The organism is Streptomyces pristinaespiralis, assembly GCF_001278075.1.
Taxonomy (GTDB): domain Bacteria; phylum Actinomycetota; class Actinomycetes; order Streptomycetales; family Streptomycetaceae; genus Streptomyces; species Streptomyces pristinaespiralis.
The window spans coordinates 5,843,171-5,866,448 of record NZ_CP011340.1; the positions used below are offsets into that span (position 1 = coordinate 5,843,171).

Annotated in this window: 22 protein-coding genes; 9 read left to right on the forward strand and 13 right to left on the reverse strand. The window is 70.3% G+C overall.

What is annotated here, in order from left to right; all coding sequences use genetic code 11:
• Positions 1–74: 74 nt before the first annotated feature.
• Positions 75–407: a hypothetical protein gene (locus SPRI_RS24840; RefSeq protein WP_037774713.1), complete on the forward strand. Its 333-nt coding sequence runs from the start codon at positions 75–77 to the stop codon at positions 405–407.
• Here SPRI_RS24840 and SPRI_RS38145 read toward each other — a convergent pair.
• From SPRI_RS38145 to SPRI_RS24870, 5 genes are all read right to left on the reverse strand, one after another.
• A protein-coding gene (locus SPRI_RS38145; RefSeq protein WP_234020542.1) for an IS5 family transposase occupies positions 397–1,196 on the reverse strand; the annotation gives its coding sequence in 2 pieces (ribosomal slippage) (positions 397–855 and positions 858–1,196; 798 coding nt in all). The two genes, SPRI_RS24840 and SPRI_RS38145, sit on opposite strands and share 11 nt — an antisense overlap.
• 315 nt (positions 1,197–1,511) lie before the next feature.
• Complete coding sequence (locus SPRI_RS24855) at positions 1,512–1,943, reverse strand: Fur family transcriptional regulator (protein ID WP_005317948.1); 432 nt, start codon at positions 1,941–1,943, stop codon at positions 1,512–1,514.
• Positions 1,944–2,026: 83 nt separating this feature from the next.
• Entirely contained in the window at positions 2,027–2,935 is a 909-nt protein-coding gene (locus tag SPRI_RS24860; protein ID WP_005317949.1) for a metal ABC transporter permease, read from the reverse strand.
• Positions 2,932–3,696 carry a metal ABC transporter ATP-binding protein gene (locus SPRI_RS24865; protein ID WP_037774718.1) on the reverse strand — a complete coding sequence of 255 codons (765 nt, stop codon included), beginning with the start codon at positions 3,694–3,696 and terminating at the stop codon, positions 2,932–2,934. The genes SPRI_RS24860 and SPRI_RS24865 overlap by 4 nt, the downstream gene beginning before the upstream one ends.
• A 29-nt stretch (positions 3,697–3,725) precedes the next feature.
• The gene (locus SPRI_RS24870) at positions 3,726–4,745 is read right to left on the reverse strand and encodes a metal ABC transporter substrate-binding protein (protein WP_005317956.1); all 1,020 of its coding nucleotides are present in this window, start codon (positions 4,743–4,745) and stop codon (positions 3,726–3,728) included.
• A 144-nt stretch (positions 4,746–4,889) separates the two neighbouring features.
• Here SPRI_RS24870 and SPRI_RS24875 point away from each other — a divergent pair, with 144 nt between their 5' ends.
• From SPRI_RS24875 to SPRI_RS24885, 3 genes are all read left to right on the forward strand, one after another.
• On the forward strand, positions 4,890–6,272 hold the full coding sequence (locus SPRI_RS24875; RefSeq protein WP_005317958.1) for a glycine--tRNA ligase: 1,383 nt from the start codon (positions 4,890–4,892) through the stop codon (positions 6,270–6,272).
• 107 nt (positions 6,273–6,379) lie between these two features.
• Positions 6,380–6,592: a hypothetical protein gene (locus tag SPRI_RS24880; protein ID WP_037774720.1), complete on the forward strand. Its 213-nt coding sequence runs from the start codon at positions 6,380–6,382 to the stop codon at positions 6,590–6,592.
• A 177-nt stretch (positions 6,593–6,769) separates the two neighbouring features.
• Positions 6,770–7,003, forward strand: a complete 234-nt coding sequence (locus SPRI_RS24885; protein WP_005317964.1) for a DUF6243 family protein — start codon at positions 6,770–6,772, stop codon at positions 7,001–7,003.
• A gap of 72 nt (positions 7,004–7,075) precedes the next feature.
• Here the strand turns inward: SPRI_RS24885 and SPRI_RS24890 are convergent, their stop codons facing one another.
• The gene (locus SPRI_RS24890) at positions 7,076–8,548 is read right to left on the reverse strand and encodes an MFS transporter (protein ID WP_005317968.1); all 1,473 of its coding nucleotides are present in this window, start codon (positions 8,546–8,548) and stop codon (positions 7,076–7,078) included.
• Between the two features lie 53 nt (positions 8,549–8,601).
• Here SPRI_RS24890 and dusB point away from each other — a divergent pair, with 53 nt between their 5' ends.
• The 3 genes from dusB (at position 8,602) to SPRI_RS24905 (ending at position 14,467) form a co-directional block, all read left to right on the forward strand.
• The gene (gene dusB / locus SPRI_RS24895) at positions 8,602–9,753 is read left to right on the forward strand and encodes a tRNA dihydrouridine synthase DusB (protein ID WP_037774724.1); all 1,152 of its coding nucleotides are present in this window, start codon (positions 8,602–8,604) and stop codon (positions 9,751–9,753) included.
• Positions 9,754–10,147: 394 nt separating this feature from the next.
• Positions 10,148–12,859 (forward strand): pyruvate, phosphate dikinase, encoded by a 2,712-nt coding sequence (gene ppdK / locus SPRI_RS24900; RefSeq protein ID WP_005317973.1) that lies wholly within the window; start codon positions 10,148–10,150, stop codon positions 12,857–12,859.
• Positions 12,860–13,441: 582 nt separating this feature from the next.
• Positions 13,442–14,467 (forward strand): ArsR/SmtB family transcription factor, encoded by a 1,026-nt coding sequence (locus tag SPRI_RS24905; RefSeq protein WP_182327642.1) that lies wholly within the window; start codon positions 13,442–13,444, stop codon positions 14,465–14,467.
• Here SPRI_RS24905 and SPRI_RS24910 read toward each other — a convergent pair.
• A complete protein-coding gene (locus tag SPRI_RS24910; protein ID WP_005317978.1) occupies positions 14,433–15,590 on the reverse strand; it encodes an alkaline phosphatase PhoX in 1,158 nt (385 codons plus the stop codon). The genes SPRI_RS24905 and SPRI_RS24910 overlap by 35 nt on opposite strands.
• A gap of 248 nt (positions 15,591–15,838) precedes the next feature.
• Between SPRI_RS24910 and SPRI_RS24915 the strand changes: the two genes are divergently transcribed.
• A complete protein-coding gene (locus SPRI_RS24915; protein ID WP_005317981.1) occupies positions 15,839–16,261 on the forward strand; it encodes a VOC family protein in 423 nt (140 codons plus the stop codon).
• 138 nt (positions 16,262–16,399) lie between these two features.
• Here SPRI_RS24915 and nirD read toward each other — a convergent pair whose 3' ends face one another.
• Genes nirD through SPRI_RS24930 form a run of 3 tightly spaced genes read right to left on the reverse strand, consistent with a single transcriptional unit; the run spans position 16,400 to position 20,554 of the window.
• Positions 16,400–16,759: a nitrite reductase small subunit NirD gene (gene nirD / locus SPRI_RS24920; protein WP_005317983.1), complete on the reverse strand. Its 360-nt coding sequence runs from the start codon at positions 16,757–16,759 to the stop codon at positions 16,400–16,402.
• Positions 16,756–19,371: a nitrite reductase large subunit NirB gene (gene nirB, locus SPRI_RS24925; RefSeq protein WP_005317986.1), complete on the reverse strand. Its 2,616-nt coding sequence runs from the start codon at positions 19,369–19,371 to the stop codon at positions 16,756–16,758. The genes nirD and nirB overlap by 4 nt, the downstream gene beginning before the upstream one ends.
• A complete protein-coding gene (locus tag SPRI_RS24930) occupies positions 19,358–20,554 on the reverse strand; it encodes an NAD(P)/FAD-dependent oxidoreductase (protein WP_005317988.1) in 1,197 nt (398 codons plus the stop codon). Before SPRI_RS24930 ends, nirB begins: the two co-directional genes overlap by 14 nt.
• 204 nt (positions 20,555–20,758) lie before the next feature.
• Here SPRI_RS24930 and SPRI_RS24935 point away from each other — a divergent pair, with 204 nt between their 5' ends.
• The gene (locus SPRI_RS24935) at positions 20,759–21,544 is read left to right on the forward strand and encodes a sulfite exporter TauE/SafE family protein (protein WP_005317990.1); all 786 of its coding nucleotides are present in this window, start codon (positions 20,759–20,761) and stop codon (positions 21,542–21,544) included.
• 6 nt (positions 21,545–21,550) lie between these two features.
• Here the strand turns inward: SPRI_RS24935 and SPRI_RS24940 are convergent, their stop codons facing one another.
• The 3 genes from SPRI_RS24940 to SPRI_RS24950 are packed head-to-tail and all read right to left on the reverse strand — an operon-like array spanning position 21,551 to position 23,211.
• Positions 21,551–22,021, reverse strand: coding sequence for a hypothetical protein (locus SPRI_RS24940; protein WP_005317993.1), 471 nt, complete (start codon positions 22,019–22,021; stop codon positions 21,551–21,553).
• Positions 22,022–22,023: 2 nt separating this feature from the next.
• The gene (locus tag SPRI_RS24945; RefSeq protein ID WP_005317994.1) at positions 22,024–22,521 is read right to left on the reverse strand and encodes a MarR family winged helix-turn-helix transcriptional regulator; all 498 of its coding nucleotides are present in this window, start codon (positions 22,519–22,521) and stop codon (positions 22,024–22,026) included.
• Between the two features lie 36 nt (positions 22,522–22,557).
• Positions 22,558–23,211: a class F sortase gene (locus tag SPRI_RS24950; protein ID WP_005317995.1), complete on the reverse strand. Its 654-nt coding sequence runs from the start codon at positions 23,209–23,211 to the stop codon at positions 22,558–22,560.
• Positions 23,212–23,278: the final 67 nt, after the last annotated feature.

Below are 23,278 nucleotides of genomic sequence, written 5' to 3' on the forward strand. Positions count from 1 at the left end.
TCTGCGAATGGGGCCCGCGTGATGTCGGTGTGCTGGCGTAGCCTCGTGTAGTTGATCTCATCGACCCAGCGGGGGTGAGCATGGCGACGTGGCTTCTGGCGTGCAACCAGGAGAAGTTCGATCTCGACAGGTACCGGCAGGACGGGCACAACCTCAGTTCCTGGAGCGTCGGAAGGTACCTGAAGGAGTTGGCCGCCGGCGACCAGTTCGTCATGTGGGTCACGGGCCCTCATGGCGGGCTCGTGGGCCGGGGGCGTATCACTGGTGTCCCGACGCAGCAGTCGAGTGCCCTGGGCGAGTACTGGCATCAAGACCCCGGAACGCGCTGGTACGCGCCGCTGGCCATGGATGAGTGGCTCACGCAGGCGACCCACAGCAGCGGTTTAAGAAGTCGTCTCATTTGGTGAGTCGGCGATAGCAGATGAGAGTGCAGGCGATGCTGGTGAAGGCGAGGAAGTGCTCGGCTTGGCGCTCGTAGCGTCGGTGGAGGCGGCGGCAGCCGGCGAGCCAGGCCATGGTGCGCTCGATGGTCCAGCGGTGGCGCCCGAGCCGTTGCGAGGACTCGACGCCTTTGCGTGCGATGCGGTGGGTGATGCGACGCTCTCGTAACCATCGTCGCAGGTGGGGGTAGTCGTAGCCCTTGTCGGCGTGGAGCTTGTTCGGCTTGCGTCGTCGAGGTCCGCGGCGGGACCTGATCGGCGGTATGCCCTTCACGAGCGGGATCAGGGCCTGACTGTCGTGCAGGTTCGCGCCCGAGATTCCGACGGACAGGGGCAGACCGGTCCGCTCGGGGATCAAGTGGATCTTCGAGCCGTGCTTGCCCCGGTCGACAGGATTCGGACCTGTCAGGTCCCCCCTTTCAGGGCCCGCATGTTCACCGAGTCGATTGCGCAGCGGGACCAGTCCAACTCGCCACGGGAGCCGAGTTCATCAAGGACCAGGCGATGGAGCTTGGCCCACACCCGGGCCCTCGTCCACTCGGCGAAACGCCGATGAGCCGTCGCCCCCGACGGTCCAAACGAGGCGGAGGGCAACTGCTGCCATGTACAGCCTGACGTGGCCACGAACACGATCGCGGCCAGCACCTCCCGGTCGCCATGCCGGCGCCGACCACCGCCCTGAGGCCGCGACGGCGCCTCCGGCACCACTCGCTGGAACAGCTCCCACAGCTCATCCGGCACCAGCCGCTCAACGATCCCCACCACGACCGACAGCCTACCGAACCAACCAAATGAGAGGACTTCTTACTGTGCCGTTCTGTCGGCCGGAGCCGGCCTGGGGGCCCTGCTGCTCGGCGGGCGCCGTTCCCTGCCCGTCCTCGCGGTCACCGCCCTCCTGGCCGCGACGCTCGCCTGGCGTATCCACGCCCTCGCCCCGGCCCTGGACTGCTGGGGCCACGACACCGTCGGCCGCAACGCCGACGGGTCCTACGACTGCTTCGACCTCTGACCGGCGGACGACGACGGCCCGCACCCCCGGACGAACCGGGCGTGCGGGCCGCGTGACAGGACTCAGACGGACTTCGCCGCGCACTCCGCGCAGGTGCCGAAGATCTCCACCGTGTGCGCCACGTTCACGAAGCCGTGCTGCGCGGCGATGGCCTCCGCCCACTGCTCCACCGCGGGACCCTCGACCTCCACGGCCTTGCCGCACATACGGCACACCAGGTGGTGATGGTGGTCGTCGGTCGAGCAGCGCCGGTAGACCGATTCGCCCTCGCTGGTGCGCAGCACATCGACCTCGCCGGCGTCGGCGAGCGACTGCAGCGTGCGGTAGACCGTCGTCAGGCCCACCGAGTCGCCGCGGTGCTTGAGCATGTCGTGCAGCTCCTGCGCGCTGCGGAACTCGTCGACCTCGTCGAGCGCCGCCGCCACCGCGGCCCGCTGCCGGGTCGACCGGCCTCGCACCGGGGCGGTGTTCCCGCCGGTTGGCGCCGTGGTCACAGGTGCCTCCTCGCTTCGCCCGCACACATGTCGGGCCATTCTGCCAGGCCCGTGGACCGGTGAGGTGCGGGCCTGTTCCGTGCTCAGACCTTCACGTCGTCGCCCGGACGCCGGCTGCCCGGCATCGGGGCCGTGCAGGCCTCCTCGTTCGCGCCGACGGTCTCCAGCGCCTTCGCCCGCCGCCGAGCCAGTGGTGCGGCCAGAGCGGTCATCACCACGAACACGGTGATGGCGAGCATCACAATCGTCGCGCCGGGCGGCACCTCGTGGAAGTAGGAGGTGGTGGTTCCGGCCAGGGCGACCACCACACCGATGGCGACCGCCAGCGCGTACGTCGCTTTGAAGGACCGCGAGATCTGCTGGGCGGCCGCCACCGGCACCACCATCAGCGCGCTGACCAGCAGCAGGCCGACGACGCGCATGGCGACGCTGACGGTGACCGCCGCGGTCACGGCGACGAGCAGGTTCAGTGCCCGCACCGGCAGACCGGTGACCCGGGCGAACTCCTCGTCCTGGCTGACCGCGAACAACTGCCGGCGCAGCCCCAGCGACACCAGCACCACGAAGGCCGCGAGCAGCAGGATCGCCACGACGTCCGAGTCGGAGACCGTGGAGAGCGAGCCGAAGAGGTACGAGGTCAGATTCGCCGTCGAGCCGCTGTCGGAGAGCTCGATCAGCAGGACACCGCCCGCCATGCCGCCGTAGAAGAGCATCGCCAGCGCGATGTCGCCCCGCGTGCGGCCGTAGATGCGGATGAGCTCCATCAGGACGGCGCCGAGGACGGAGACCAGCGTCGCCATCCAGATGGGGTTGGTCGACATCAGGAAGCCCAGGCCGACACCGGTCATCGCGACATGGCCGATTCCGTCGCCCATCAGCGCCTGCCGGCGCTGCACCAGGTAGATGCCGACGGCAGGGGCGGTGATGCCCACCAGCAGCGCCGCGAGGAGCGCCCGCTGCATGAACGGGGATTGCAGCATTTCGAGGATCATGTGAGCAGTCCAGTGCGGAGCGGTTCGTCGGCCGCGTGCGGATGTACGTGGTCGTGGCCGGGCAGGGCGTGCTGCCCGACGGCCTCCGGCGGCGGCCCGTCGTGGACGACGCAGCCGTCGCGCAGCACCACGGCGCGGCCGATCAGCGGCTCCAGCGGGCCGAGCTCGTGCAGCACCAGCAGCACCGTCGTACCGGCGGCGACCTGCTCGCGGAGCGTGGCCGCCAGCACCTCCTGGCTGGCCAGGTCCACGCCGGCCATCGGCTCGTCCATGATCAGCAGCTCGGGCTCGGCCGCGAGCGCCCGCGCGATCAGCACCCGCTGGTGCTGGCCGCCGGACAGCGCGCTGACGGAGTCCTTGGCCCGGTCGGCCAGTCCGACGAGCTCGATGGCGTGCTCCACGGCCGCCTTGTCGGCGCGCGAGGGCAGGCCGAAGCGGGCGCGGGACAGCCGGCCGGAGGCGACGACCTCGCGGACGGTCGCGGGCACACCGCTCGCGGCGGTGGTGCGCTGGGGCACGTAGCCGACCCGCGACCACTGCCGGAAGCGGCGCAGCTCGGTGCCGAACAGGTCTATCCGGCCGTCGGTGAGCGGCACCTGACCGATCACGGACCGCACGGCGGTCGACTTCCCGGAGCCGTTGGCGCCGAGCAGGGCGACGACCTCACCGTGGCGCACCGTGAGATCGATGCCGCGCAGCACGGGCCGGGAGCCGAGCGTCGCCCGTGCTCCGTGGACGGCAATGACCGGCTCGCTGCTCATGGGGGGCCGCCTCTCCTGGTGGGATCGCGTCACTTCGCGCCGAGGGCCTTCTGCAGGGCGGCGAGGTTGGCGCGCATGACCTCGATGTAGTCATCGCCCTTGGACCGGTCGGTGATTCCCTCGAGCGGATCGAGGACGTCCGTCCGCAGCCCGGTGTCGGAGGCGAGGGTCTTGGCCGTCTTGTCGCTGGCGAGCGTCTCGAAGAAGACGGTGGTGACCTTGTCCTTCTTCGCGATGCCCTGGAGCTCCTTGATCCGGGCCGGGCTGGGCTCGGACTCCGGGTCGACGCCCGCGATGCCCTCCTGCTCGAGGCCGTAGCGCTCGGCGAGGTATCCGAAGGCGGAGTGGGTGGTGATGAACGTCTTCGTGGACGAGTTCTTCAGACCCTGCTCGAAGTCGGTGTGCAGGGCGGTGAGCTTCGCGACCAGCGCGTCCGTGTTCTTCCGGTAGTCCGCGGCGTGGTCGGGGTCGGCCTTCTCCATCTGGGCGCCGACACCCTTGGCGACCTCGGCGTACTTCACGGGGTCGAGCCAGATGTGCGGGTCGGCGCCGGCCTCGTCCTGGTGCTCCTCGTGGCCCGCCTCGCCCTCCGCGGCGTGCTCCTCGTGCTCCGCCTCGGTCTCGCCCTCGTGGCCTTCCTCGTGCCCGTGGTCATGGCCGCCGGCGGTGTCGAAGTGCTCGAGCTGCGTGAGCGTCGCGGCGTCCACCTTGTACTTCACGTCCGACTGCTCGATGGCCTTGTCGACGGCGGGCTGGACGCCCTTGAGGTAGAGGATCAGACCGGAGTCGTTCAGCTCGGCGGTCTGGCGGGGCTTGAGCTCGAGGTCGTGCGGCTCCACACCCGGCTTGGTGAGGGGAGTGACGGTGACATTGGCGCCACCGATCTGCTCGGCGAGATACTGCATGGGATAGAACGACGCGGACACCTTCAGCCGGCCGTCGCCGTCCACGCTCGCGGCGTCGGACGTGGAACAGGCGGACAGGGCCAGGAGGCCGAGCGTGACTGCTCCGGCGGTGGCGGCGGTGGGTATGAGGCGTCGTACGTTCATGACACTCATTTTCAACAAAAGCGGAAACGATTGTCAATAAACGCCGGGGTCGCCTCCGTCACCGCACCGATTTGATCCGGGGGGTGCGGCCGCCGGTAACCTGAGTCATTCTCCGTTCGTCGTCGTCGTAATGAAGAGAGCACCGTGGCCGCCGACAAGATCGATACGATCGTCAACCTGAGCAAGCGCCGTGGCTTTGTCTACCCCTGCAGCGAGATCTACGGCGGTCAGAAGGCCGCCTGGGACTACGGACCGCTGGGTGTCGAGCTCAAGGAGAACATCAAGCGCCAGTGGTGGCGCTACATGGTCACCTCGCGCGAGGACGTCGTCGGTATCGACTCGTCGGTGATCCTGGCCACCGAGGTCTGGGAGGCCTCCGGCCACGTCGCCACCTTCACCGACCCGCTCACCGAGTGCACCTCCTGCCACAAGCGTTACCGCGCGGACCACCTGGAGGAGGCGTACGAGGAGAAGCACGGCCGCCTCCCCGAGAACGGCCTCGCCGACCTGAACTGCCCCAACTGCGGCAACAAGGGCACCTTCACCGAGCCCAAGCAGTTCTCCGGCCTGCTCTCCACCCACCTCGGCCCCACCCAGGACTCCGGCTCCGTCGCGTACCTGCGTCCCGAGACCGCCCAGGGCATCTTCACCAACTTCGGCCAGGTGCTGCAGACCGCGCGCAAGAAGCCGCCGTTCGGCATCGCGCAGATGGGCAAGTCCTTCCGGAACGAGATCACTCCGGGCAACTTCATCTTCCGCACCCGCGAGTTCGAGCAGATGGAGATGGAGTTCTTCGTCAAGCCGGGCGAGGACGAGAAGTGGCACGAGTACTGGATGGAGCAGCGCTGGAACTGGTACCGCGACCTGGGCCTGCGTGAGGAGAACATGCGCTGGTTCGAGCACCCGCAGGAGAAGCTCTCCCACTACTCCAAGCGCACCGCCGACATCGAGTACCGCTTCCAGTTCGGCGGCAGCGAGTGGGGCGAGCTCGAGGGTGTCGCCAACCGCACCGACTACGACCTGAAGGCGCACTCCAAGGCGTCCGGCACCGACCTGCTCTACTTCGACCAGGACGCGCAGGAGCGCTGGACCCCGTACGTCATCGAGCCGGCGGCCGGTGTCGGCCGCGCCATGCTCGCCTTCCTCCTCGACGCGTACAACGAGGACGAGGCGCCCAACGCCAAGGGCGTCATGGAGAAGCGCGCCGTGCTGCGCCTCGACCCGCGCCTCGCGCCGGTCAAGGTCGCCGTGCTGCCGCTGAGCCGCAATGCGCAGCTCTCGCCGAAGGCCAAGGGCCTCGCCGCGGACCTGCGCAAGAACTGGAACATCGAGTTCGACGACGCGGGCGCCATCGGCCGCCGCTACCGCCGTCAGGACGAGATCGGCACCCCGTTCTGCGTCACCGTCGACTTCGACACCCTCGACGACAACGCGGTGACCGTGCGCGAGCGCGACACGATGAAGCAGGAGCGTGTCTCCCTCGACCAGATCCAGGGCTACCTGGGCAGCCGCCTGCTGGGCTGCTGACCGCCCGAAGCGTTCGAAGCCCCCGGTTCCGGGTAACGGAACCGGGGGCTTCGTGCACACTGACCCCACGCGTACCCGAAGCGGGCAAGGCACAGGAGGCGCACCACATGCCGTCCATGACCACCAGCAAGGTCCAGAGATGGGACCAGCACGGACGCGAACACGTCGTACAGGTCGAAAAGGCGGGCATCGAACGGCAGTTGATCTGCGGCACCTGCGACTGGCGCAAGAACGCGCAGTTCCTGCCGTGGCTCAAGGCCGAGGAGCATCTCGCGGAAGCCCATCAGGCGACCGTCGACCCGTCGGCGACCGGCGGCTGAGGCCGTCGGCGCTTTTTCGTGTGATGTGCCCGAAAACCGGATGTCCTCGCCCCGCCCGGCAGGGTACCGTCATCGGCATGTCTTCGTTCTTCCAGATCTACGAGTGAGAGGGCGGCGGTCCTACCGCCTCCGTCCGACGTTTCCCGAGTCACTTCTCACCATGAATGGGAGAACCCCATGGCCAAGAGCCGCAACAACCTTCTCGGCGTAGGCGGACAGCGCAAGAAGCTGTCCCGGGCCGACCAGCAGGCGGGCGGCCCCGCCCGCGACGCCGACCGCAAGGCCGCCGAGGACCACAAGCAGGAGCTGGTGCGCAAGATGCGCGAGCGCGCCCAGGCGCAGTCGGCCGACGAGCCGCGGACGGACGCGGACGCGCAGTCGGACGCGGCCCCGCAGGGGGAGCAGGTCTGATCTGTGCGAGGGGCCCGGACCGCACCACGCGGTCCGGGCCCCTTCGCACGTCCGCTCCCATCCGCCGCCCGTTCACCGGGTGCGGCGGCCCTGGCCGTCGTGGCGGGAGGGGATCCGGTCGATCTCCGGCTCGCCGAGCAGTTCCGCCGTCCGCCGCGCCGATTCCCTCGCCCGTCTGCCGCTGGTGAGCGCGCCGACCACGAGGACGCACAGACCGCAGCCCGCGATGATCCACCAGGCCGGCCGGCTCGCGGCGACGAAGCCCTCGGTGTGGGAGGAGGCGGAGACCCCGGCGGCGAGCACGGCACCGATGACGGCGACACCGAGTGTCTGGCCGATCTGCCGGCTCGTCGAGGCGACCGCGGCCGCCACTCCGGCCTGGGCACGGGGCATCCCGGAGACGGCCGTGTTGGTGATGGGGGCGTTGACGAGGCCGAAGCCGAGGCCGAAGAGGACGTAGCCGGTGAACAGCAGGGCGGTGGAGGTCTCCGCCTCGAACGCGGCGAACAGCACACCGCTGGCCGTCATCGCGGTGCCGGCTGCGAGCAGCGACGGGCGCGGGCCGTACGCCGCCACCAGCCGTCCCGACAGCGGCGCGCAGACGAGCGTGAGCCCGGCCATGGGAAGCATGTAGAGGCCGGCGTTCAGTGCGGACAGACCGCGGACGTCCTGGAGGTAGAGCGTGTTGACGAACAGGAAGCCGCCGAGGGCGGCGAACGCGCTCACCGCGATGACGGTGGCCCCGCTGAACGGCAGGCTGTGGAAGAAGCGCAGGTCGATGAGCGGTTCGGCACGCCGCGGTTCGTGGCGCAGCAGGCCGGCGAGGGCGAGCGCGGCGACGACGGCGAAGGTGAGGATCAGCGGCGAGGTCCAGCCCGCCACCGGCGCCTCGATGATCGCGTACGTCAGCGAGCCGAGGAGTGTGATGACCAGCAGCTGGCCCACCGGGTCGAAGCGGCGGGCCCTCGGAGCGCGGGACTCGGGCACGTAGCGCCAGGTGAGCAGCAGGGCGGCGAGACCGACCGGCAGGTTGACCCAGAAGATCGAGCGCCAGCCGACACCGTCCACGAGCAGACCGCCGACGAGGGGTCCCGCCGCCATGGAGATCCCGACGACGCCGCCCCAGACGCCGATGGCGCGGGCACGCTCGCGGGGATCGGTGAAGGTGTTGGTGATGATCGACATGGCGACCGGGTTGAGCATGGAACCGCCCACCGCCTGCACCATGCGGAACGCGACCAGGGACCCGAGGTTCTGGGCGAGGGAGCACAGCAGCGAGCCGAGGGTGAAGAGCACCAGCCCGATCATGAAGATCTTGCGTCGGCCGACCCGGTCCGCGACGGAGCCGGCGAGCATCAGAAGCGAGGCGAGCACGAGCGTGTAGGCGTCGATCACCCACTGCATCCCGGCGACGGAGGCGTCCAGCTCCCTGCGCAGGGAAGGCAGGGCGACGTTCAGGATCGTGTTGTCGAGGCTGACGATCAGCAGGCTCATGCAGCAGATCGCCAGGACCAGGATCCGGTGCCGGTGGCTGAGCTCGGGCATGCGATGAATCGTATGGCCGACCGACGGTCCCGGCAGTGCGCGACAATGGGCGAATGACCACGCTCGCCCCCGCTTCCTCGAACATGCTCCGGATCGGCCCGCACGCCGTGCAGCCGCCGGTGGTCCTCGCTCCCATGGCCGGTATCACGAACGCGCCCTTCCGGACGCTGTGCCGGGAGTTCAGCGGCGGAAAGGGCCTGTTCGTCAGCGAGATGATCACCACGCGGGCCCTGGTCGAGCGCAACGAGAAGACGATGCAGCTCATCCACTTCGACGAGACCGAGACCCCGCGCTCGATCCAGCTGTACGGGGTGGACCCGGTCACCGTCGGCAAGGCCGTCCGGATGATCGTGGACGAGGACCTGGCCGACCACATCGATCTGAACTTCGGCTGCCCCGTCCCCAAGGTCACCCGCAAGGGCGGCGGCTCCGCCCTCCCGTTCAAGCGGCCGCTGCTGCGCGCGATCCTGCACGAGGCGGTCACCAACGCCGGCGCCCTGCCGGTCACCATGAAGATGCGCAAGGGCATCGACGACGACCACATCACCTACCTCGACGCGGGCCGGATCGCGGTCGAGGAGGGCGTCACGGCCATCGCCCTGCACGGGCGCACGGCGGCACAGCACTACGGCGGCACGGCGGACTGGGACGCGATCGCCCGTCTCAAGGAGCACGTCCCGGAGATCCCGGTGCTCGGCAACGGGGACATCTGGTCCGCGGCCGACGCCCTTCGGATGATGCGTGAGACCGGCTGCGACGGTGTGGTCGTGGGCCGGGGCTGCCTGGGCCGGCCGTGGCTGTTCGCGGACCTGGTGGCGGCCTTCGAGGGGCGCGAGGACTACGCGCGGCCCACGCTGCGCCAGGTCGCCGACGTGATGCTGCGGCACGCGACGCTGCTGGGGGAGTGGATCGGGGACGAGTCGCGCGGAGTGGTCGACTTCCGTAAGCACGTGGCCTGGTACCTGAAGGGCTTCGCCGTCGGCTCCGAGATGCGCAAGAAGCTGGCGATCACCTCGTCGCTGGACGAGCTGGGCGCTCAGTTGAGCGAGCTGGATCTGGACCAGCCGTGGCCGGTGGGCGCGGACGGCCCCCGCGGGCGTACGTCGGGCAACAACCGGGTGGTGCTGCCGGACGGCTGGCTGAAGGATCCGTACGACTGCGCGGGCGTCGGCGCCGACGCCGAGCTGGACACTTCCGGCGGCTGACCGGCTGCCGAGGCGGTCCGGATGATGGAATTCCGGCGCCCCGGAAGGCGTGATTCTCGCCACCCCTGATAGGGGGTGCGCTCAGATGAGCGAAATCCGGACGGCTGCATCTCTCAAAGGGTGGCACTCAGTGCCACCCTTTTGGCTTTTGAGGCATGGAGTGACTTATCACTGTGCGTAGCGATCCTGGGGTGGGCTGAACGCGTGAAGTGATCATTCCTTCAGGAGTTGAATCGAAGGGTCTACACCTCCCTGGCCCCGGAGTACTTTCGATCTGCTGGCGGACGAGTGGTTAAGGCCGTATGACGGGCAAGTGGACGTACCCAGACGCCTTCGATCTGGGTATGTTCCTCGCCGTCAGGGCAGCCACCGAGTCCTCGAGGAGTCGAGACCCGTGTCGGAAAACAAAGATCAGAAGTTCGTCTACGACTTCACCGAGGGCAACAAAGACCTCAAGGACCTCCTCGGCGGTAAGGGTGCGAACCTCGCCGAGATGACCAACCTCGGTCTGCCGGTCCCTCCGGGCTTCACGATCACCACCGAGGCCTGCAAGGTCTACCTCGAGAGCGGCGACGAGCCGGCCGAGCTGCGCGACGAGGTGAGTGCGCACCTCGACGCCCTCGAGCAGAAGATGGGCAAGAAGCTCGGCCAGGCCGACAACCCCCTTCTGGTCTCCGTACGTTCGGGCGCCAAGTTCTCGATGCCCGGCATGATGGACACCGTCCTCAACATCGGACTCTCCGACGAGTCGGTCGCGGGCCTCGCCCAGCAGGCCGGCGACGAGCGCTTCGCGTGGGACTCCTACCGCCGCCTCATCCAGATGTTCGGCAAGACCGTGCTGGGCGTCGACGGCGAACTCTTCGAGGACGCCCTCGAGGAGGCCAAGGCCGCCAAGAAGGTGACCGTCGACACCGACCTCGACGCCGCCGACCTGAAGAAGCTCGTCAAGCAGTTCAAGAAGATCGTCAAGACCGAGGCCGGCCGCGACTTCCCGCAGGACCCGCGTGAGCAGATGGACCTCGCGATCTGCTCGGTCTTCGAGTCCTGGAACACCGACCGGGCCAAGCTCTACCGCCGCCAGGAGCGCATCCCCGGCGACCTCGGCACGGCCGTCAACATCTGCTCCATGGTCTTCGGCAACCTCGGCCCCGACTCCGGTACCGGCGTCGCCTTCACCCGCGACCCCGCCTCCGGCCACCAGGGCGTCTACGGCGACTACCTGCAGAACGCCCAGGGCGAGGACGTCGTCGCCGGCATCCGCAACACCGTGCCGCTGGCCGACCTCGAGTCGATCGACAAGAAGTCGTACGACCAGCTGATGCAGATCATGGAGACGCTGGAGAACCACTACAAGGATCTCTGCGACATCGAGTTCACCATCGAGCGCGGCCAGCTGTGGATGCTCCAGACCCGGGTCGGCAAGCGCACCGCCGGCGCCGCCTTCCGCATCGCCACCCAGCTCGTGGACCAGGGCCTGATCGACGAGGCCGAGGCGCTCCAGCGGGTCAACGGCGCCCAGCTCGCGCAGCTGATGTTCCCGCGCTTCGACGACCGGGCGAAGACCGAGCTGCTGGGCCGCGGCATCGCCGCCTCCCCGGGCGCGGCCGTCGGCAAGGCGGTCTTCGACTCCTACACCGCGGTCAAGTGGTCGCGTTCCGGCGAGAAGGTCATCCTGATCCGCCGTGAGACCAACCCGGACGACCTGGACGGCATGATCGCCGCCGAGGGCATCCTCACCTCCCGCGGCGGCAAGACCTCGCACGCCGCCGTCGTCGCCCGCGGCATGGGCAAGACCTGTGTCTGCGGCGCGGAAGAGCTCGAGGTCGACACCAAGCGCCGCCGGATGACGGTGAACGGCACCGTCATCGAGGAGGGTGACCTCGTCTCCGTCGACGGCTCCACCGGCAAGGTCTACAAGGGCGAGGTGCCCGTCGTGCCCTCCCCGGTCGTCGAGTACTTCGAGGGCCGCATGCACGCCGGCGCCGACGACGCCGACGAGCTGGTCCAGGCCGTCCACCGGATCATGGCCTACGCGGACCGGGTGCGCCGGCTGCGCGTGCGGGCCAACGCCGACAACGCGGAGGACGCGCTGCGTGCCCGTCGCTTCGGCGCCCAGGGCATCGGCCTGTGCCGCACCGAGCACATGTTCCTCGGCGAGCGCCGCGAGATGGTCGAGAAGCTGATCCTCGCGGACACCGACGACGAGCGCGAGGAGGCCCTGCGGGCTCTGCTGCCGCAGCAGAAGCAGGACTTCGTCGAGCTGTTCGAGGCGATGGACGGACTGCCGGTCACGGTGCGTCTGCTCGACCCGCCGCTGCACGAGTTCCTGCCGGACATCACCGAGCTGTCGGTGCGCGTCGCCCTCGCCGAGGCCCGCAAGGACCACAACGAGAACGACCTGCGCCTGCTCCAGGCCGTGCACCGGCTGCACGAGCAGAACCCGATGCTGGGTCTGCGCGGCGTACGCCTCGGACTCGTCATCCCCGGCCTGTTCACCATGCAGGTGCGGGCGATCGCCGAGGCGGCGGCGCAGCGCATCGAGGCCAAGGGCGACCCGCGTGCCGAGATCATGATCCCGCTCGTCGGCACCGTCCAGGAGCTGGAGATCGTCCGCGAGGAGGCCGAGCAGGTCATCGCGGAGGTGCGGCAGCAGACCGGCATCGACCTGAAGCTGGCGCTCGGCACGATGATCGAGCTGCCGCGAGCCGCGCTGACGGCCGGGCAGATCGCGGAGGCCGCCGAGTTCTTCTCCTTCGGTACCAACGACCTCACCCAGACGGTGTGGGGCTTCTCCCGCGACGACGTGGAGGCCAGCTTCTTCACCGCGTACCTGGAGAAGGGCATCTTCGGGGTCTCCCCGTTCGAGACCATCGACAAGGACGGCGTGGGCTCCCTCGTCCGTAACGCGGTGGAGGCCGGCCGGGCCACGCGGCCCGACCTCAAGCTCGGCGTCTGCGGCGAGCACGGCGGCGACCCCGAGTCGGTGCACTTCTTCCACGAGGTGGGTCTGGACTACGTGTCCTGCTCGCCGTTCCGCATCCCGGTGGCGCGCCTGGAGGCGGGCCGCGCCGCGGCGGTCCGTACGACGGGCAGCGACTCCCGCTAGGGAGCGACAGACTCCGGGGTCGTCACCGGGGCCGGGGCACGAACCCCGGAGCCCGGTACCCCGACCCTCACCGGCTACCCGGTGGCGGCTCCGGACTACCAGAGAAGGGGCGGGCGCCTGTGCGGGGCGCCCGCCCCTTCCGTATGCCCTCAAGTCCTCACGGGGCCGGAGGTCCGCGGCTTTCCCGACCGGGAGGCCGCCGCCTTGTTGAACCGGAAGTCAGTTGAATCGCGGATCAGTCAACGTTCGCTGATTGACATTCAAACAAATTTCTTCTGTTTCGCGCCGGATACAACGGACGGAGCGCGGCCGGCGGATCCCCACCCGCCGACCGCGCTCCATTACCCGTGCCGGACACGGAGCCGCAACCTCCATCACCGCCGCCGGACGCGCAAAGCCCCCCACGGTCCTCGCTGCGTCACATCGGTGAAGTAGGTTTCATGCCCGACGTCGTACAGCTTTTCGGTTGCCCCCCAGGACCCGCGAGGCGTTTCAACTGTGGCTGAAACACCGTGGTAACAACCTGTGATTGCATGCATACTCAGTGATGGGGGCGATTGCGGTTGCAACAGTGGGGGTTCGGTGCTTCGTATTCATTTCAATGCGGACGATCTGGCGCGCGTGCGGATGGCCGCCAGGCCCGACGCGTTGTGGGAATCGATTCTCAGTTTTCACCGATTGCGTGACCGAAGGGGCGCTCTGGTCTTCGGCGAATGGCGTTCCCAGGCCCGAACGCGGTTGAAAGGTGAAACACGACTGCTCTCCGCGCTCGTTCCCCAGCGCGGCTATTTCCCGGATTTCCTCACCCCCGCGGAGGGCAGCGAAGGGCTCGACACCGGCCTCGAGGCGCTGCGCGCCACACCTCCCGCACGGCTGCACACCGAAGTGGCCCTCGCCGCCGCCCACCGCTCGCCCCTGCGCTCCCTGCCCGGCCGGCTGGCGTCCCTCGCGGAAGGCAGGGCCGAGTCCGTCGCCCGCCTCGTCGCCGCCCTGCGGGCGTACTACCACGCGGCCGTGGAGCCGTACTGGACCCACATCCAGGGCCGGGTGGAGGCCGACCGCGCCGTGCGCGGCCGCGCGCTCCTCGACGGCGGCGCGGGCGAACTGCTCGCCTCCCTGCCGCCGGTGCTGCGCTGGCGCTCACCCGTCCTCGAGGCCGACTACCCCGTCGACCGCGAACTGCGCCTGGACGGGCGCGGACTGCTGCTCCAGCCGTCGTTCTTCTGCCGGGGGACACCGGTGGTCCTGCGCGACGCGTCGCTGCCGCCGGTGCTCGTCTACCCGGTCTCGCACAGCTGCGAGCAGGCCGCGGGAGACGTCACGGGCGCCTCGCTCGGGCGCCTCGTGGGACATACGCGCTCCGCGATACTCCAGGCCATCCGCGGCGGCTGCACGACCAGCGAACTGGCCCGCAGGGCCGGCGTGTCGCTGGCCTCCGCGAGCCAGCACGCCGCCGTGCTGCGGGAGGCGGGCCTGGTGGTGACACTGCGCCACGGAAACGCGGTACTGCACACGCTCACCCCGCTGGGCGCCGCCCTGCTGCGCGGCGGCGCCACACCGGAGCCCGAGCCGGCTATGCGCGGAACGGCCCCGTCACCTCGTAGGTGATGCCGCCCGACGAGCTTCCGCTGGTGCCGCGCTGGCTGGAGAAGTACAGCCGGGAGCCGTCGGGGGAGAAGGCCGGGCCGCAGATCTCGGAGGAGGACTGGCCGCCGACCCGGAGGAACGGCGCGACGACGTCGTCCGGCGTGATCACGCAGATCTCCATGTTGCCGCCGTCCTCCGCGACGAACAGGTCCCCGGAAGCCGTGCCGGTGACGTTGTCGACGCCGGTGAGCGGCGCGGTGCCGGAGACGAGCGAGTCGTCGTAGGCGAGCTCGTAGGTGTTCGTCAGGAGGTTCAGCTGCCAGAGCCGGTTGTCGCCCTTGGTGGTGAACCAGACCTTGTCGTCGGCGTAGTGGCAGCCCTCGCCGCCGTTGAACCGCTTCGCGCCGGAGACCTGGCTGCGGGTGTACGTCGGGGAGCCGTCGGGGTCGGGCACGTCCGCCCAGCTGAAGGAGCCGGACGTGGCCGTTCCCGCGACGAGCACCTGGAGCCTGCCGGACGACAGGTCGCCCCAGGTGGTGGGCACGAAGCGGTAGAGGCAGCCGTTGGACTCGTCCTCCGTCAGGTACACCGCCCGGCGCACCGGGTCCGCGGCCGCCGCCTCGTGCTTGAAGCGGCCCATCGCGTCGCGGCGCACGGCGGCCTTCACGCCGTACGGGTCGGTCTCGTAGACGTACCCGAGGCTGACCTCCTCGCAGGACAGCCAGGTGTTCCAGGGGGTCTTGCCGCCCGCGCAGTTCTGCCGGGTGTTCGACAGGATCCGGTACGCGCCGGTGATCGCGCCGGTCGAGGAGAAGCGCACCGCGCTCGCCCCGCCGGAGGGGTTGATCTCCGAGTTCGAGACGTAGATCCAGCCGGTGCCGTCGCTGTAGCAGGCGCCGCCGTCAGGGGCGTTGTGCCAGGTGTACGAGGTGGAGCCGACCCGCTGGCCGGACCGGGCGACCACCCGGCTGGTGAAGCCGGCCGGCAGCTGGATCCCGTTCGCGTCCGCCGGGCCGAGCGCCCCGTAGGGACCGGGGCCGGGCTGGGCGGGGGCCGCGGAGGCGGCGCCCTGCCACAGCGTGAAGCCGAAGGCCGCCGCCGATGTACCGACGACGGCCCCGCGCAGGAAGCTGCGACGTTCCACTTGTCACTCCAGGGTGGGATGACCGCCCCATGACACCGGCCGGCGCCACGGGGTCGCGCGGAGAAGGAACCTAGGGCGGGCGGGTGACGCCCGGTGCAACGCGGGATGGCCGCGGTGGTCGTGCTCCAAGAAAATTCCCCGCCGGGCACCGATGAATCACGGCAGCCCCGTGCGTCTATCCCTTCGAACACACCGGACAGCACCGCACCGCGCAGCGCCGCGGGGCACCGAACGGAAAAGAGACAGCCATGGCTCAGATGATCTTCGTGAACCTGCCCGTGAAGGGCCTCGAGGCCAGCAAGGCCTTCTGGGGCAAGCTGGGCTACTCCTTCAACCCGCAGTTCACCGACGAGAGCGCGGCCTGCCTGGTCTTCAGCGACACCGTCTTCGCGATGCTGCTGACCGAGGCGCGCTTCAAGGACTTCACCAAGAAGGACATCGCCGACGCCGCCACCAGCACGGAGGTCATCCTCGCCCTGAGCGCAGACAGCCGTGAGAAGGTCGACGAGCTGGTGGACGCGGCGCTCGCCGCCGGCGGCGCGCCGTCCAACGACCCCCAGGACTACGGCTACATGTACGGCCGTTCCTTCCAGGACCCCGACCACCACCTGTGGGAGGTCATCTGGATGGACGTCGAGGCGATGCAGGAGGCGACGGCGGAGGGCGAGTGACGCCGCGTCCGCCGTACGCCGGGGAGTTGGCCGCTCACGCGTCGCGAAGGTCAGGGCAGTGACAGACGACGCGTGAGCGGAGCAGGGGGAGCGGTACGGGAGTCCCCCTACGGCCTGGCGGCCGTGGGAGGTGCCCCCTCAGGCCACCCGTACCTCGTAGGCCGCCACCGCCACCGACTCGTCGTCGAGGCAGCGCCCGGTCGACAGGTCGAAGCGCTGCTTGAGCAGCGGCGAGGCGACGAACGGCCGGCCCGCGGCCGAGCCGACGAGACCGCGCGCGAGGACCTGCGCGCCGGTGAACGGGTCGCGGTTGTCGATCGCGTACGGGGCACCGTCGCGGTCCAGGAACAGCGCCACCTGACGGCCGTCCGGCAGCAGGGCGGCCACTCCGCGTCCCGGGGTGAGCCGGGACAGGGGGCACACCGCCAGCCATTCGTCGGCGGGCCGGAGCTGGATCAGGACCTCCGTCGTGGCGGGGGCGAGGGTCGTCGCGGTCATCGGGCGGCACCTTCCAGGGTCTCTTCGAGCGAACGGATGGACAGCAGCGGCAGATCGGGCTTGACCTGGTCGCGCTCGGGCACGAACTTCACCGTCGGGTCCGGGGTGTCGGGCGCGTTGACGAACGACACGAAACGCAACAGCCGCTCGGGGTCGTCCAGCGTCTCGGCCCACTCGTCGCGGTAGCCGGCGACATGGTCGGCCATCAGCGACTCCAGCTCGGCGCAGATGCCGAGGGAGTCGTGCACGACCACGTCCCGTACGTGCTCCAGACCGCCCTCGATGCGCTCGAGCCAGGTCGAGGTGCGCTCCAGCCGGTCGGCGGTGCGGATGTAGAACATCAGGAACCGGTCGATCAGACGCACCAGTTCGGCGTCGGACAGGTCCTGGGCGAGCAGGTCCGCGTGGCGCGGGGTGGCGCCGCCGTTGCCGCCCACGTACAGGTTCCAGCCGTTCGCCGTGGCGATCACGCCGAAGTCCTTGGACTGGGCCTCCGCGCACTCGCGCTGGCAGCCGGAGACCGCCGACTTCAGCTTGTGCGGCGAGCGCAGCCCCCGGTAGCGCAGCTCCAGGTCGATCGCCATCCGCACCGAGTCCTGGACGCCGTAACGGCACCAGGTCTGGCCCACACAGGACTTCACGGTCCGCAGCGCCTTGCCGTACGCGTGGCCGGACTCGAAGCCCGCGTCCACCAGCCGGGCCCAGATCTGCGGCAGCTGGTCCACCCGCGCGCCGAACATGTCGATCCGCTGGCCGCCGGTGATCTTCGTGTAGAGGCCGAAGTCGCGGGCCACCTCACCGATGACGATCAGCTTCTCCGGGGTGATCTCACCACCAGGGATGCGCGGCACGATCGAGTACGAGCCGTTCTTCTGCATGTTGGCGAGGAAGTGGTCGTTGGTGTCCTGGAGCGCCGCCTGCTCGCCCTCCAGCACATAGCCGCTCGCTCCGATCGTGGGCGCCAGCGAGGCGATGATCGAACCGACGGTCGGCTTGCAGACCTCGCAGCCGTTGCCGCCCCTGGCCGCCTCACGGCCGTGCGAGTCCAGCAGCTTCTGGTACGAGGTGATGCGCAGGGCACGGACGATCTCGTACAGCTCCTGGCGGGTCTGCCCGAAGCAGCCGCACAGGCCCTTGTCGACCTCGACTCCCGACGCCTCCAGTTCGGCGTTGACGAGCTGGCCGAGCACCTTGACGCAACTGCCGCAGCCGGTACCGGCCTTGGTGCACTTCTTCACCTCCGGCACGGTGGTGCAGGAGTGCTCGGTCACCGCGCCGCGGATCGTGCCCTTGGTGACGTTGTGGCAGGAGCAGATCACTGCCTCGTCGGGCAGCGCGCCCGGCCCGAGCGCGGCCGGCGCACCGGCGCCCTCGGGCAGCACGAGCTGCTCCGGGGAGACGGGCGGCACACTGCCGGTCAGTGCCCGCAGGGTGCCGTACGACTCGGCGTCACCGACGAGGATGCCGCCGAGCAGCGTGCCCTTTCCGTCGACGACCAGCTTCTTGTAGACGCCGGCGCGCGAGTCCGAGTACACGACGTCCAGGCATCCGTCGGCCGCGCCGTGCGCGTCACCGAAGGAGGCCACGTCCACGCCGAGCAGCTTCAGCTTCGTCGAGGTGTCGGCACCGGTGAAGGACCGTGTGCCGCCGTCGATCACGTCCGCCACCGCCTCGGCCATCTCGTAGCCCGGCGCCACCAGGCCGTACACCCGGCCGTCCGAGGCCAGCGCGCACTCGCCGATCGCGAAGACGGCGGGGTCGGAGGTGCGGCACTGCTCGTCCACGATGATGCCGCCGCGCTCGCCGACCGCGAGGCCGGCCTCGCGGGCGAGCTGGTCCCGGGGACGTACGCCCGCGGAGAAGACGACCAGGTCGGTGGCGAGCTGTGAACCGTCGGACAGGGCCATGCCGCTGACGGCGCCGTTCTCGCCGGCGAGGACCTCCTGGGTGCCGACACCGGTGTGCACGGACAGGCCCATGTTCTCGATCGTGCGCAGCAGTGCCGCGCCGCCGCCCTCGTCGACCTGGACCGGCATCAGCCGCGGCGCGAACTCGACGACGTGCGTCTCGAGGCCGAGACCCTTGAGGGCGCCCGCCGCCTCCAGCCCGAGCAGACCGCCGCCGACGACCGCGCCGACGCGGGCCGTCTTCGCGTACTCCTCGATCGCGAGCAGGTCCTCGATGGTGCGGTAGACGAAGCACCCCTCCGCGTTCTTGCCCGGCACCGGCGGCACGAACGGGTACGAGCCGGTGGCCAGCACCAGCGTGTCGTACGTCAGGGTGAGCCCGGCGCGCGAGGTGACCGTGCGGGTGGTCGTGTCGATGGTCTCCGCGGGGTCGTCCAGGTGCAGTTCGATGCCGTGCTCCGCCATGAAACCGTCCGCGACCATCGACAGGTCGTCGGGCGTGTTGCCGGAGAAGTACGAGGTCAGGCGCACCCGGTCGTAGGCGGGGCGGGGCTCCTCGCACAGCACGACCACGCGTGCCCGCTCGGTGACGCCGCGCTCGGCGAGGGCCTCAAGGAACCGCTGGCCGACCATTCCGTGGCCGACGACCACGATCGTGCCAGTGGTCGCGGGAGTGGACTTCGCAGCCATGTCAGAGGCCTCCATCATCGGTGAGCAGGTGGAGCAGGGGGAGGGAGTCCGGCAGGGCCTCGTCGCCCTCCCAGGCCCGGGCGAGCGCGCCGACCGAGGCGAGATCCCCGAGCAGGACACCGCCGACGAGCCGGTCCCCGCGGACGACGACCTTGCGGTACGCGCCCCGGGTGGCGTCGGCGAGCTGGACGACGTCGTCCCCCGGGCGGGGGGTCGGGTCGCCGAAAGCGGCCAGGTCGAACGGGCTCGTCGCGGAGGCGAGCGTGAGCCGGGTCAGCGCCCGGGTGCCGGTGTAGCGGGCGCCCTCCGCGCGGAGCACGGAGGCCAGCACGTCGGCCTGCTCCAGCGCCGGGCCCGCCAGCCCGTGCACGACGCCGTCGTGCTCGGCGCAGTCGCCGATGGCGTGGATGTACGGGTCGGAGGTGCGCAGTTCGTCGTCGACGACGATGCCGCGCCGCACCTCGAGCCCGGCGTCGACCGCCAGACCGACACGGGGACGCACCCCGCAGGCCAGCACCACGATCTCGGCGTCCAGCGCGAAGCCGTCCGCCAGGACCACGGCGCCGACGGCCCCGTCGGCGGTGGTCCGCAGACCCCGTACCCGGCACTCGGTGTGCACCTCGACGCCGAGGAACTCCAGGTGCGCCCGCAGCAGCGCGGAGGCGGAGGTGTCCAGCTGGCGCTCCATGAGGTGCTCGCCCTGCTGGGCCAGCAGCACCTTCGCGCCCCGGGTGGCCAGCGCGCGGGCCGCGGAGACCCCCAGCAGCCCGCCGCCGACGACCACCGCCCGCGTCCCCGGTCCGACCGCGGCCGACAGCGCCGCGCAGTCGTCGAGGGTGCGGAAGGGGTGGACGCCGTCGGGGAGGCCGGGGCCGAGTCCGCGCAGCGGCGGCAGCACCGGGTTGGAACCGGTCGCCAGCACGAGGCGGTCGTATGCCACGGACGTGCCGTCCGCGCAGTGCACGAGCCGCCGGTCCCGGTCGACGGCGGTCGCCCGCACACCGCGGCGCACGGGCACCTCGGGCAGCGCGATCACCTCGGGGCCGTAACGCCCCGCCAGCACCTCCGCGAGCAGCACCCGGTTGTAGGGCGCGTGCGTCTCCTCGCCGAGGACCGTGACGCGGGCGTCCGCGCCGAGCTGACGCGCGAGCCGCGCGCCTGCCGTCCCGCCGCCGATCACCACGATCTCCGAAGTCATGCAAGCAGCGTGCGTCGGCGGTGTTACCCGGCAGGTTCCCTTCTGTTTCCCGCGGGGAACGCTGCGCTCAGCGTCGGCGGCGGAGGGCTGTGAGGCGGCGGGGGGCCGCCCGGCGGCCTCCCCTTCCCCCGCCCAACCTCATGTCACCCTCAAGACTTCCTTGATCGTTGGACTGACGCCGCACCCCCTCCATAGGCTCACGCCGTGCCCGACATATCCCTGACCACGCTCGTCCTCCTCTGTCTCGCCGCGGCCGCCGCCGGCTGGATCGACGCCGTCGTGGGCGGCGGCGGTCTCCTGCTGCTCCCCGCGCTGCTGCTCGGCCTGCCGCAGGTGCCTGCCGCCCATGTCCTCGGAACGAACAAGGCGGTCGCCATCGTCGGCACCTCCGGTGCCGCGATCACCTATGTGCGCAAGGCGCCGGTACAGGTCAGGACGGCGGTGCGGATCGGGCTCGCGGCGCTCGCGGGTTCGATGGGCGGCGCGTTCTTCGCGGCCGGCATCAGCAGCGACGTGCTCCGCCCGGTGATCATGGTGGTGCTGCTCGGCGTGGCCGCGTTCGTGATGCTGCGCCCCTCGTTCGGCGCGGCCGCCGACGCCGACAAGCGCCGCGTCACCCGCACCCGCACCGTCGTGGCGATCGTGCTCGTCGGCGGTGGCATCGGCTTCTACGACGGTCTCTTCGGGCCGGGCACCGGTACGTTCCTGGTGCTGGCGCTCACCGCGGTGCTTCACCTGGACCTGGTGACCGCGTCCGCCACCGCGAAGATCGTGAACGTGTGCACCAACGGCGGCGCCCTCGCGATGTTCGCCTACCAGGGCACCGTCCTGTGGCAGCTGGCCGCGCTGATGGCCGTCTTCAATTTGGCGGGCGGCATGTTCGGGGCCCGTATGGCGCTGCGCAAGGGCAGCGAGTTCGTCCGCGGGGTGCTGCTCGTCGTCGTCTTCTCGCTGGTCGCGAAGCTCGGCTTCGACCAGTGGACGGCGTGACGCCGGTCAGTACCTGTCGGCGGTCTGCTCGTACGCGGCGTTCGCCCGTGCGATGACCTCGGTCAGCACCCGGCCCGCGACGGCCAGGTCCTCCTCCGGGATGCCGCCGTACACCCGCGGGCCGAAGTCCGTGGCGACCGAGGCGAGCCGGCCCTGCACGGCGCGGCCGGCCTCGGTCAGAGCGACGCGCGGGCCCTGGCCGGCAAGGGGCTCCAGCGGCTCGATCAGCTCGGCGGCCAGCAGCTCGGCCACGGTGGCGTGGGCCGTGTCCGCGGAGATCTTCAGCGTGGAGGTCAACAGCTCCACGATCCGGCTCGTCTCGGCGACGCCGCCCTCGGCGGCGGTCGCGTTCAGCGCCATCGACTGGTGGAAGGTGGTGCCGGTCCGGTCCAGCTCACGGTCGAGCAGGGCGCGGGCCGCGTAGTGGGCCCGGCCGATGATCTGGCTGTTGAGCAGGATCGGCGTGGTGGACGACATGGTTACTCCTCGGGTGTCGTGGACGTGTCCTCGAAGGCGTCGGGAGGTGCGTCGAGCGGTGTTTCGAGCAGCAGCCGCAGCTCACGCGTCAGCTCCTCGGTGCGGGGTGCGTCGAGCCCGCCGAGCGGGGCCAGCAGCCGGTCGAGCAGCGTGCGGACCTCCGCGACGGCGCGGCGGGCCTTCTCCTCCCCCTCGGGGGTGAGCGAGAGCTGGACGGCCCTGGTGTCGGCGGGGTCGGGCGTGCGCCGTACGAGTCCCGACGACTCGAGGGCGCGGGCCAGCTTCGAGACGTAGAGCGGCTCGAGGCCGGTGTGGTCGGCGAGTTGCCGCTGGCTGGGGTGGTACCCGGACCGCCATACGCCGTGCAGCGAGGCGATCAGGGTGTACTGCGCGTGAGTCAGCCCCAGGGGAGCGAGCGCGCGGTCGACCGCGACGCGCCACTTCGTCGAAAGACGCCAGACCAGGTAGCCGGGCGTGGGGCCCTTGGGTGCTGTGCTCATGGCCGATACGGTACATGGACACTATGTCCATGGCTATTATTTTCTGGCGATGGCGTCCCGGACGCCGATGAGGTGCCCGTAGGCGACCACGTTGCCCTGGTAGCCGGTCCTCTCGGAGAAGTCGCCGCCGCAGGTGATCACCCGGAGCTCGGCCCGGTCGGCGGGCGCGTAGACCTTCTTGTCGGGGAAGGCGTCGGCCTCGTACACCTCGATCGCGTCGATCGTGAAGACCGCGGTCCTGCCGTCCGCGCGGAGCACCTCGATCCGGTGGCCCTTCTCCAGGGCGCCGAGGCTGTAGAAGACGGCGGGCCCCTGCGCGTTGTCCACATGGCCGGCGACGATCGCCGTGCCCTCGGCTCCCGGGGCGGTCCCGTCCTCGTACCACCCGGCCAGGTTCCGGTCCTCGGCGGGAGGGACGTCGAGGCTGCCGTCGCGGGAGAGTCCGAGCCCCATGACGGGGGCGTCGACGTCGATCTGCGGAATGCGCAGCCGGACCGGATCCGAGGGAGGCAGCGGGTCGGCGGCCGCGTCCGTGTGCTGGTTCGGGCCGGCGGCGAAGGCCTGCGCGGCGGAGGGGACGGGCGGGGTGATGTCGCGGGTGCCGTTGTGGACCAGCCACAGCCCGGCGCAAACCGCGGCGGCCACGGTCCAGCCCTTGGCCCGGCGCCTCGTGCCGTCCTGAGCGCTCATGGGTCCTCCGGCTTCGCTCGCGGCGGGTACGGCGGGTACGGCGGGTACGGCGGGGCGGCGCCCGGGC

Coding starts and splice junctions, on each gene's coding strand:
- SPRI_RS24860 (WP_005317949.1), bottom strand. CDS start 2,935: ATGATCCTCGAAATGCTGCAATCCCCGTTCATGCAGCGGGCGCTCCTC.
- SPRI_RS24865 (WP_037774718.1), bottom strand. CDS start 3,696: ATGAGCAGCGAGCCGGTCATTGCCGTCCACGGAGCACGGGCGACGCTC.
- SPRI_RS24870 (WP_005317956.1), bottom strand. CDS start 4,745: ATGAACGTACGACGCCTCATACCCACCGCCGCCACCGCCGGAGCAGTC.
- SPRI_RS24880 (WP_037774720.1), top strand. CDS start 6,380: ATGCCGTCCATGACCACCAGCAAGGTCCAGAGATGGGACCAGCACGGA.
- SPRI_RS24885 (WP_005317964.1), top strand. CDS start 6,770: ATGGCCAAGAGCCGCAACAACCTTCTCGGCGTAGGCGGACAGCGCAAG.
- SPRI_RS24890 (WP_005317968.1), bottom strand. CDS start 8,548: ATGCCCGAGCTCAGCCACCGGCACCGGATCCTGGTCCTGGCGATCTGC.
- dusB (WP_037774724.1), top strand. CDS start 8,602: ATGACCACGCTCGCCCCCGCTTCCTCGAACATGCTCCGGATCGGCCCG.
- SPRI_RS24915 (WP_005317981.1), top strand. CDS start 15,839: ATGGCTCAGATGATCTTCGTGAACCTGCCCGTGAAGGGCCTCGAGGCC.
- nirD (WP_005317983.1), bottom strand. CDS start 16,759: ATGACCGCGACGACCCTCGCCCCCGCCACGACGGAGGTCCTGATCCAG.
- nirB (WP_005317986.1), bottom strand. CDS start 19,371: ATGGAGGCCTCTGACATGGCTGCGAAGTCCACTCCCGCGACCACTGGC.
- SPRI_RS24930 (WP_005317988.1), bottom strand. CDS start 20,554: ATGACTTCGGAGATCGTGGTGATCGGCGGCGGGACGGCAGGCGCGCGG.
- SPRI_RS24940 (WP_005317993.1), bottom strand. CDS start 22,021: ATGTCGTCCACCACGCCGATCCTGCTCAACAGCCAGATCATCGGCCGG.
- SPRI_RS24945 (WP_005317994.1), bottom strand. CDS start 22,521: ATGAGCACAGCACCCAAGGGCCCCACGCCCGGCTACCTGGTCTGGCGT.
- SPRI_RS24950 (WP_005317995.1), bottom strand. CDS start 23,211: ATGAGCGCTCAGGACGGCACGAGGCGCCGGGCCAAGGGCTGGACCGTG.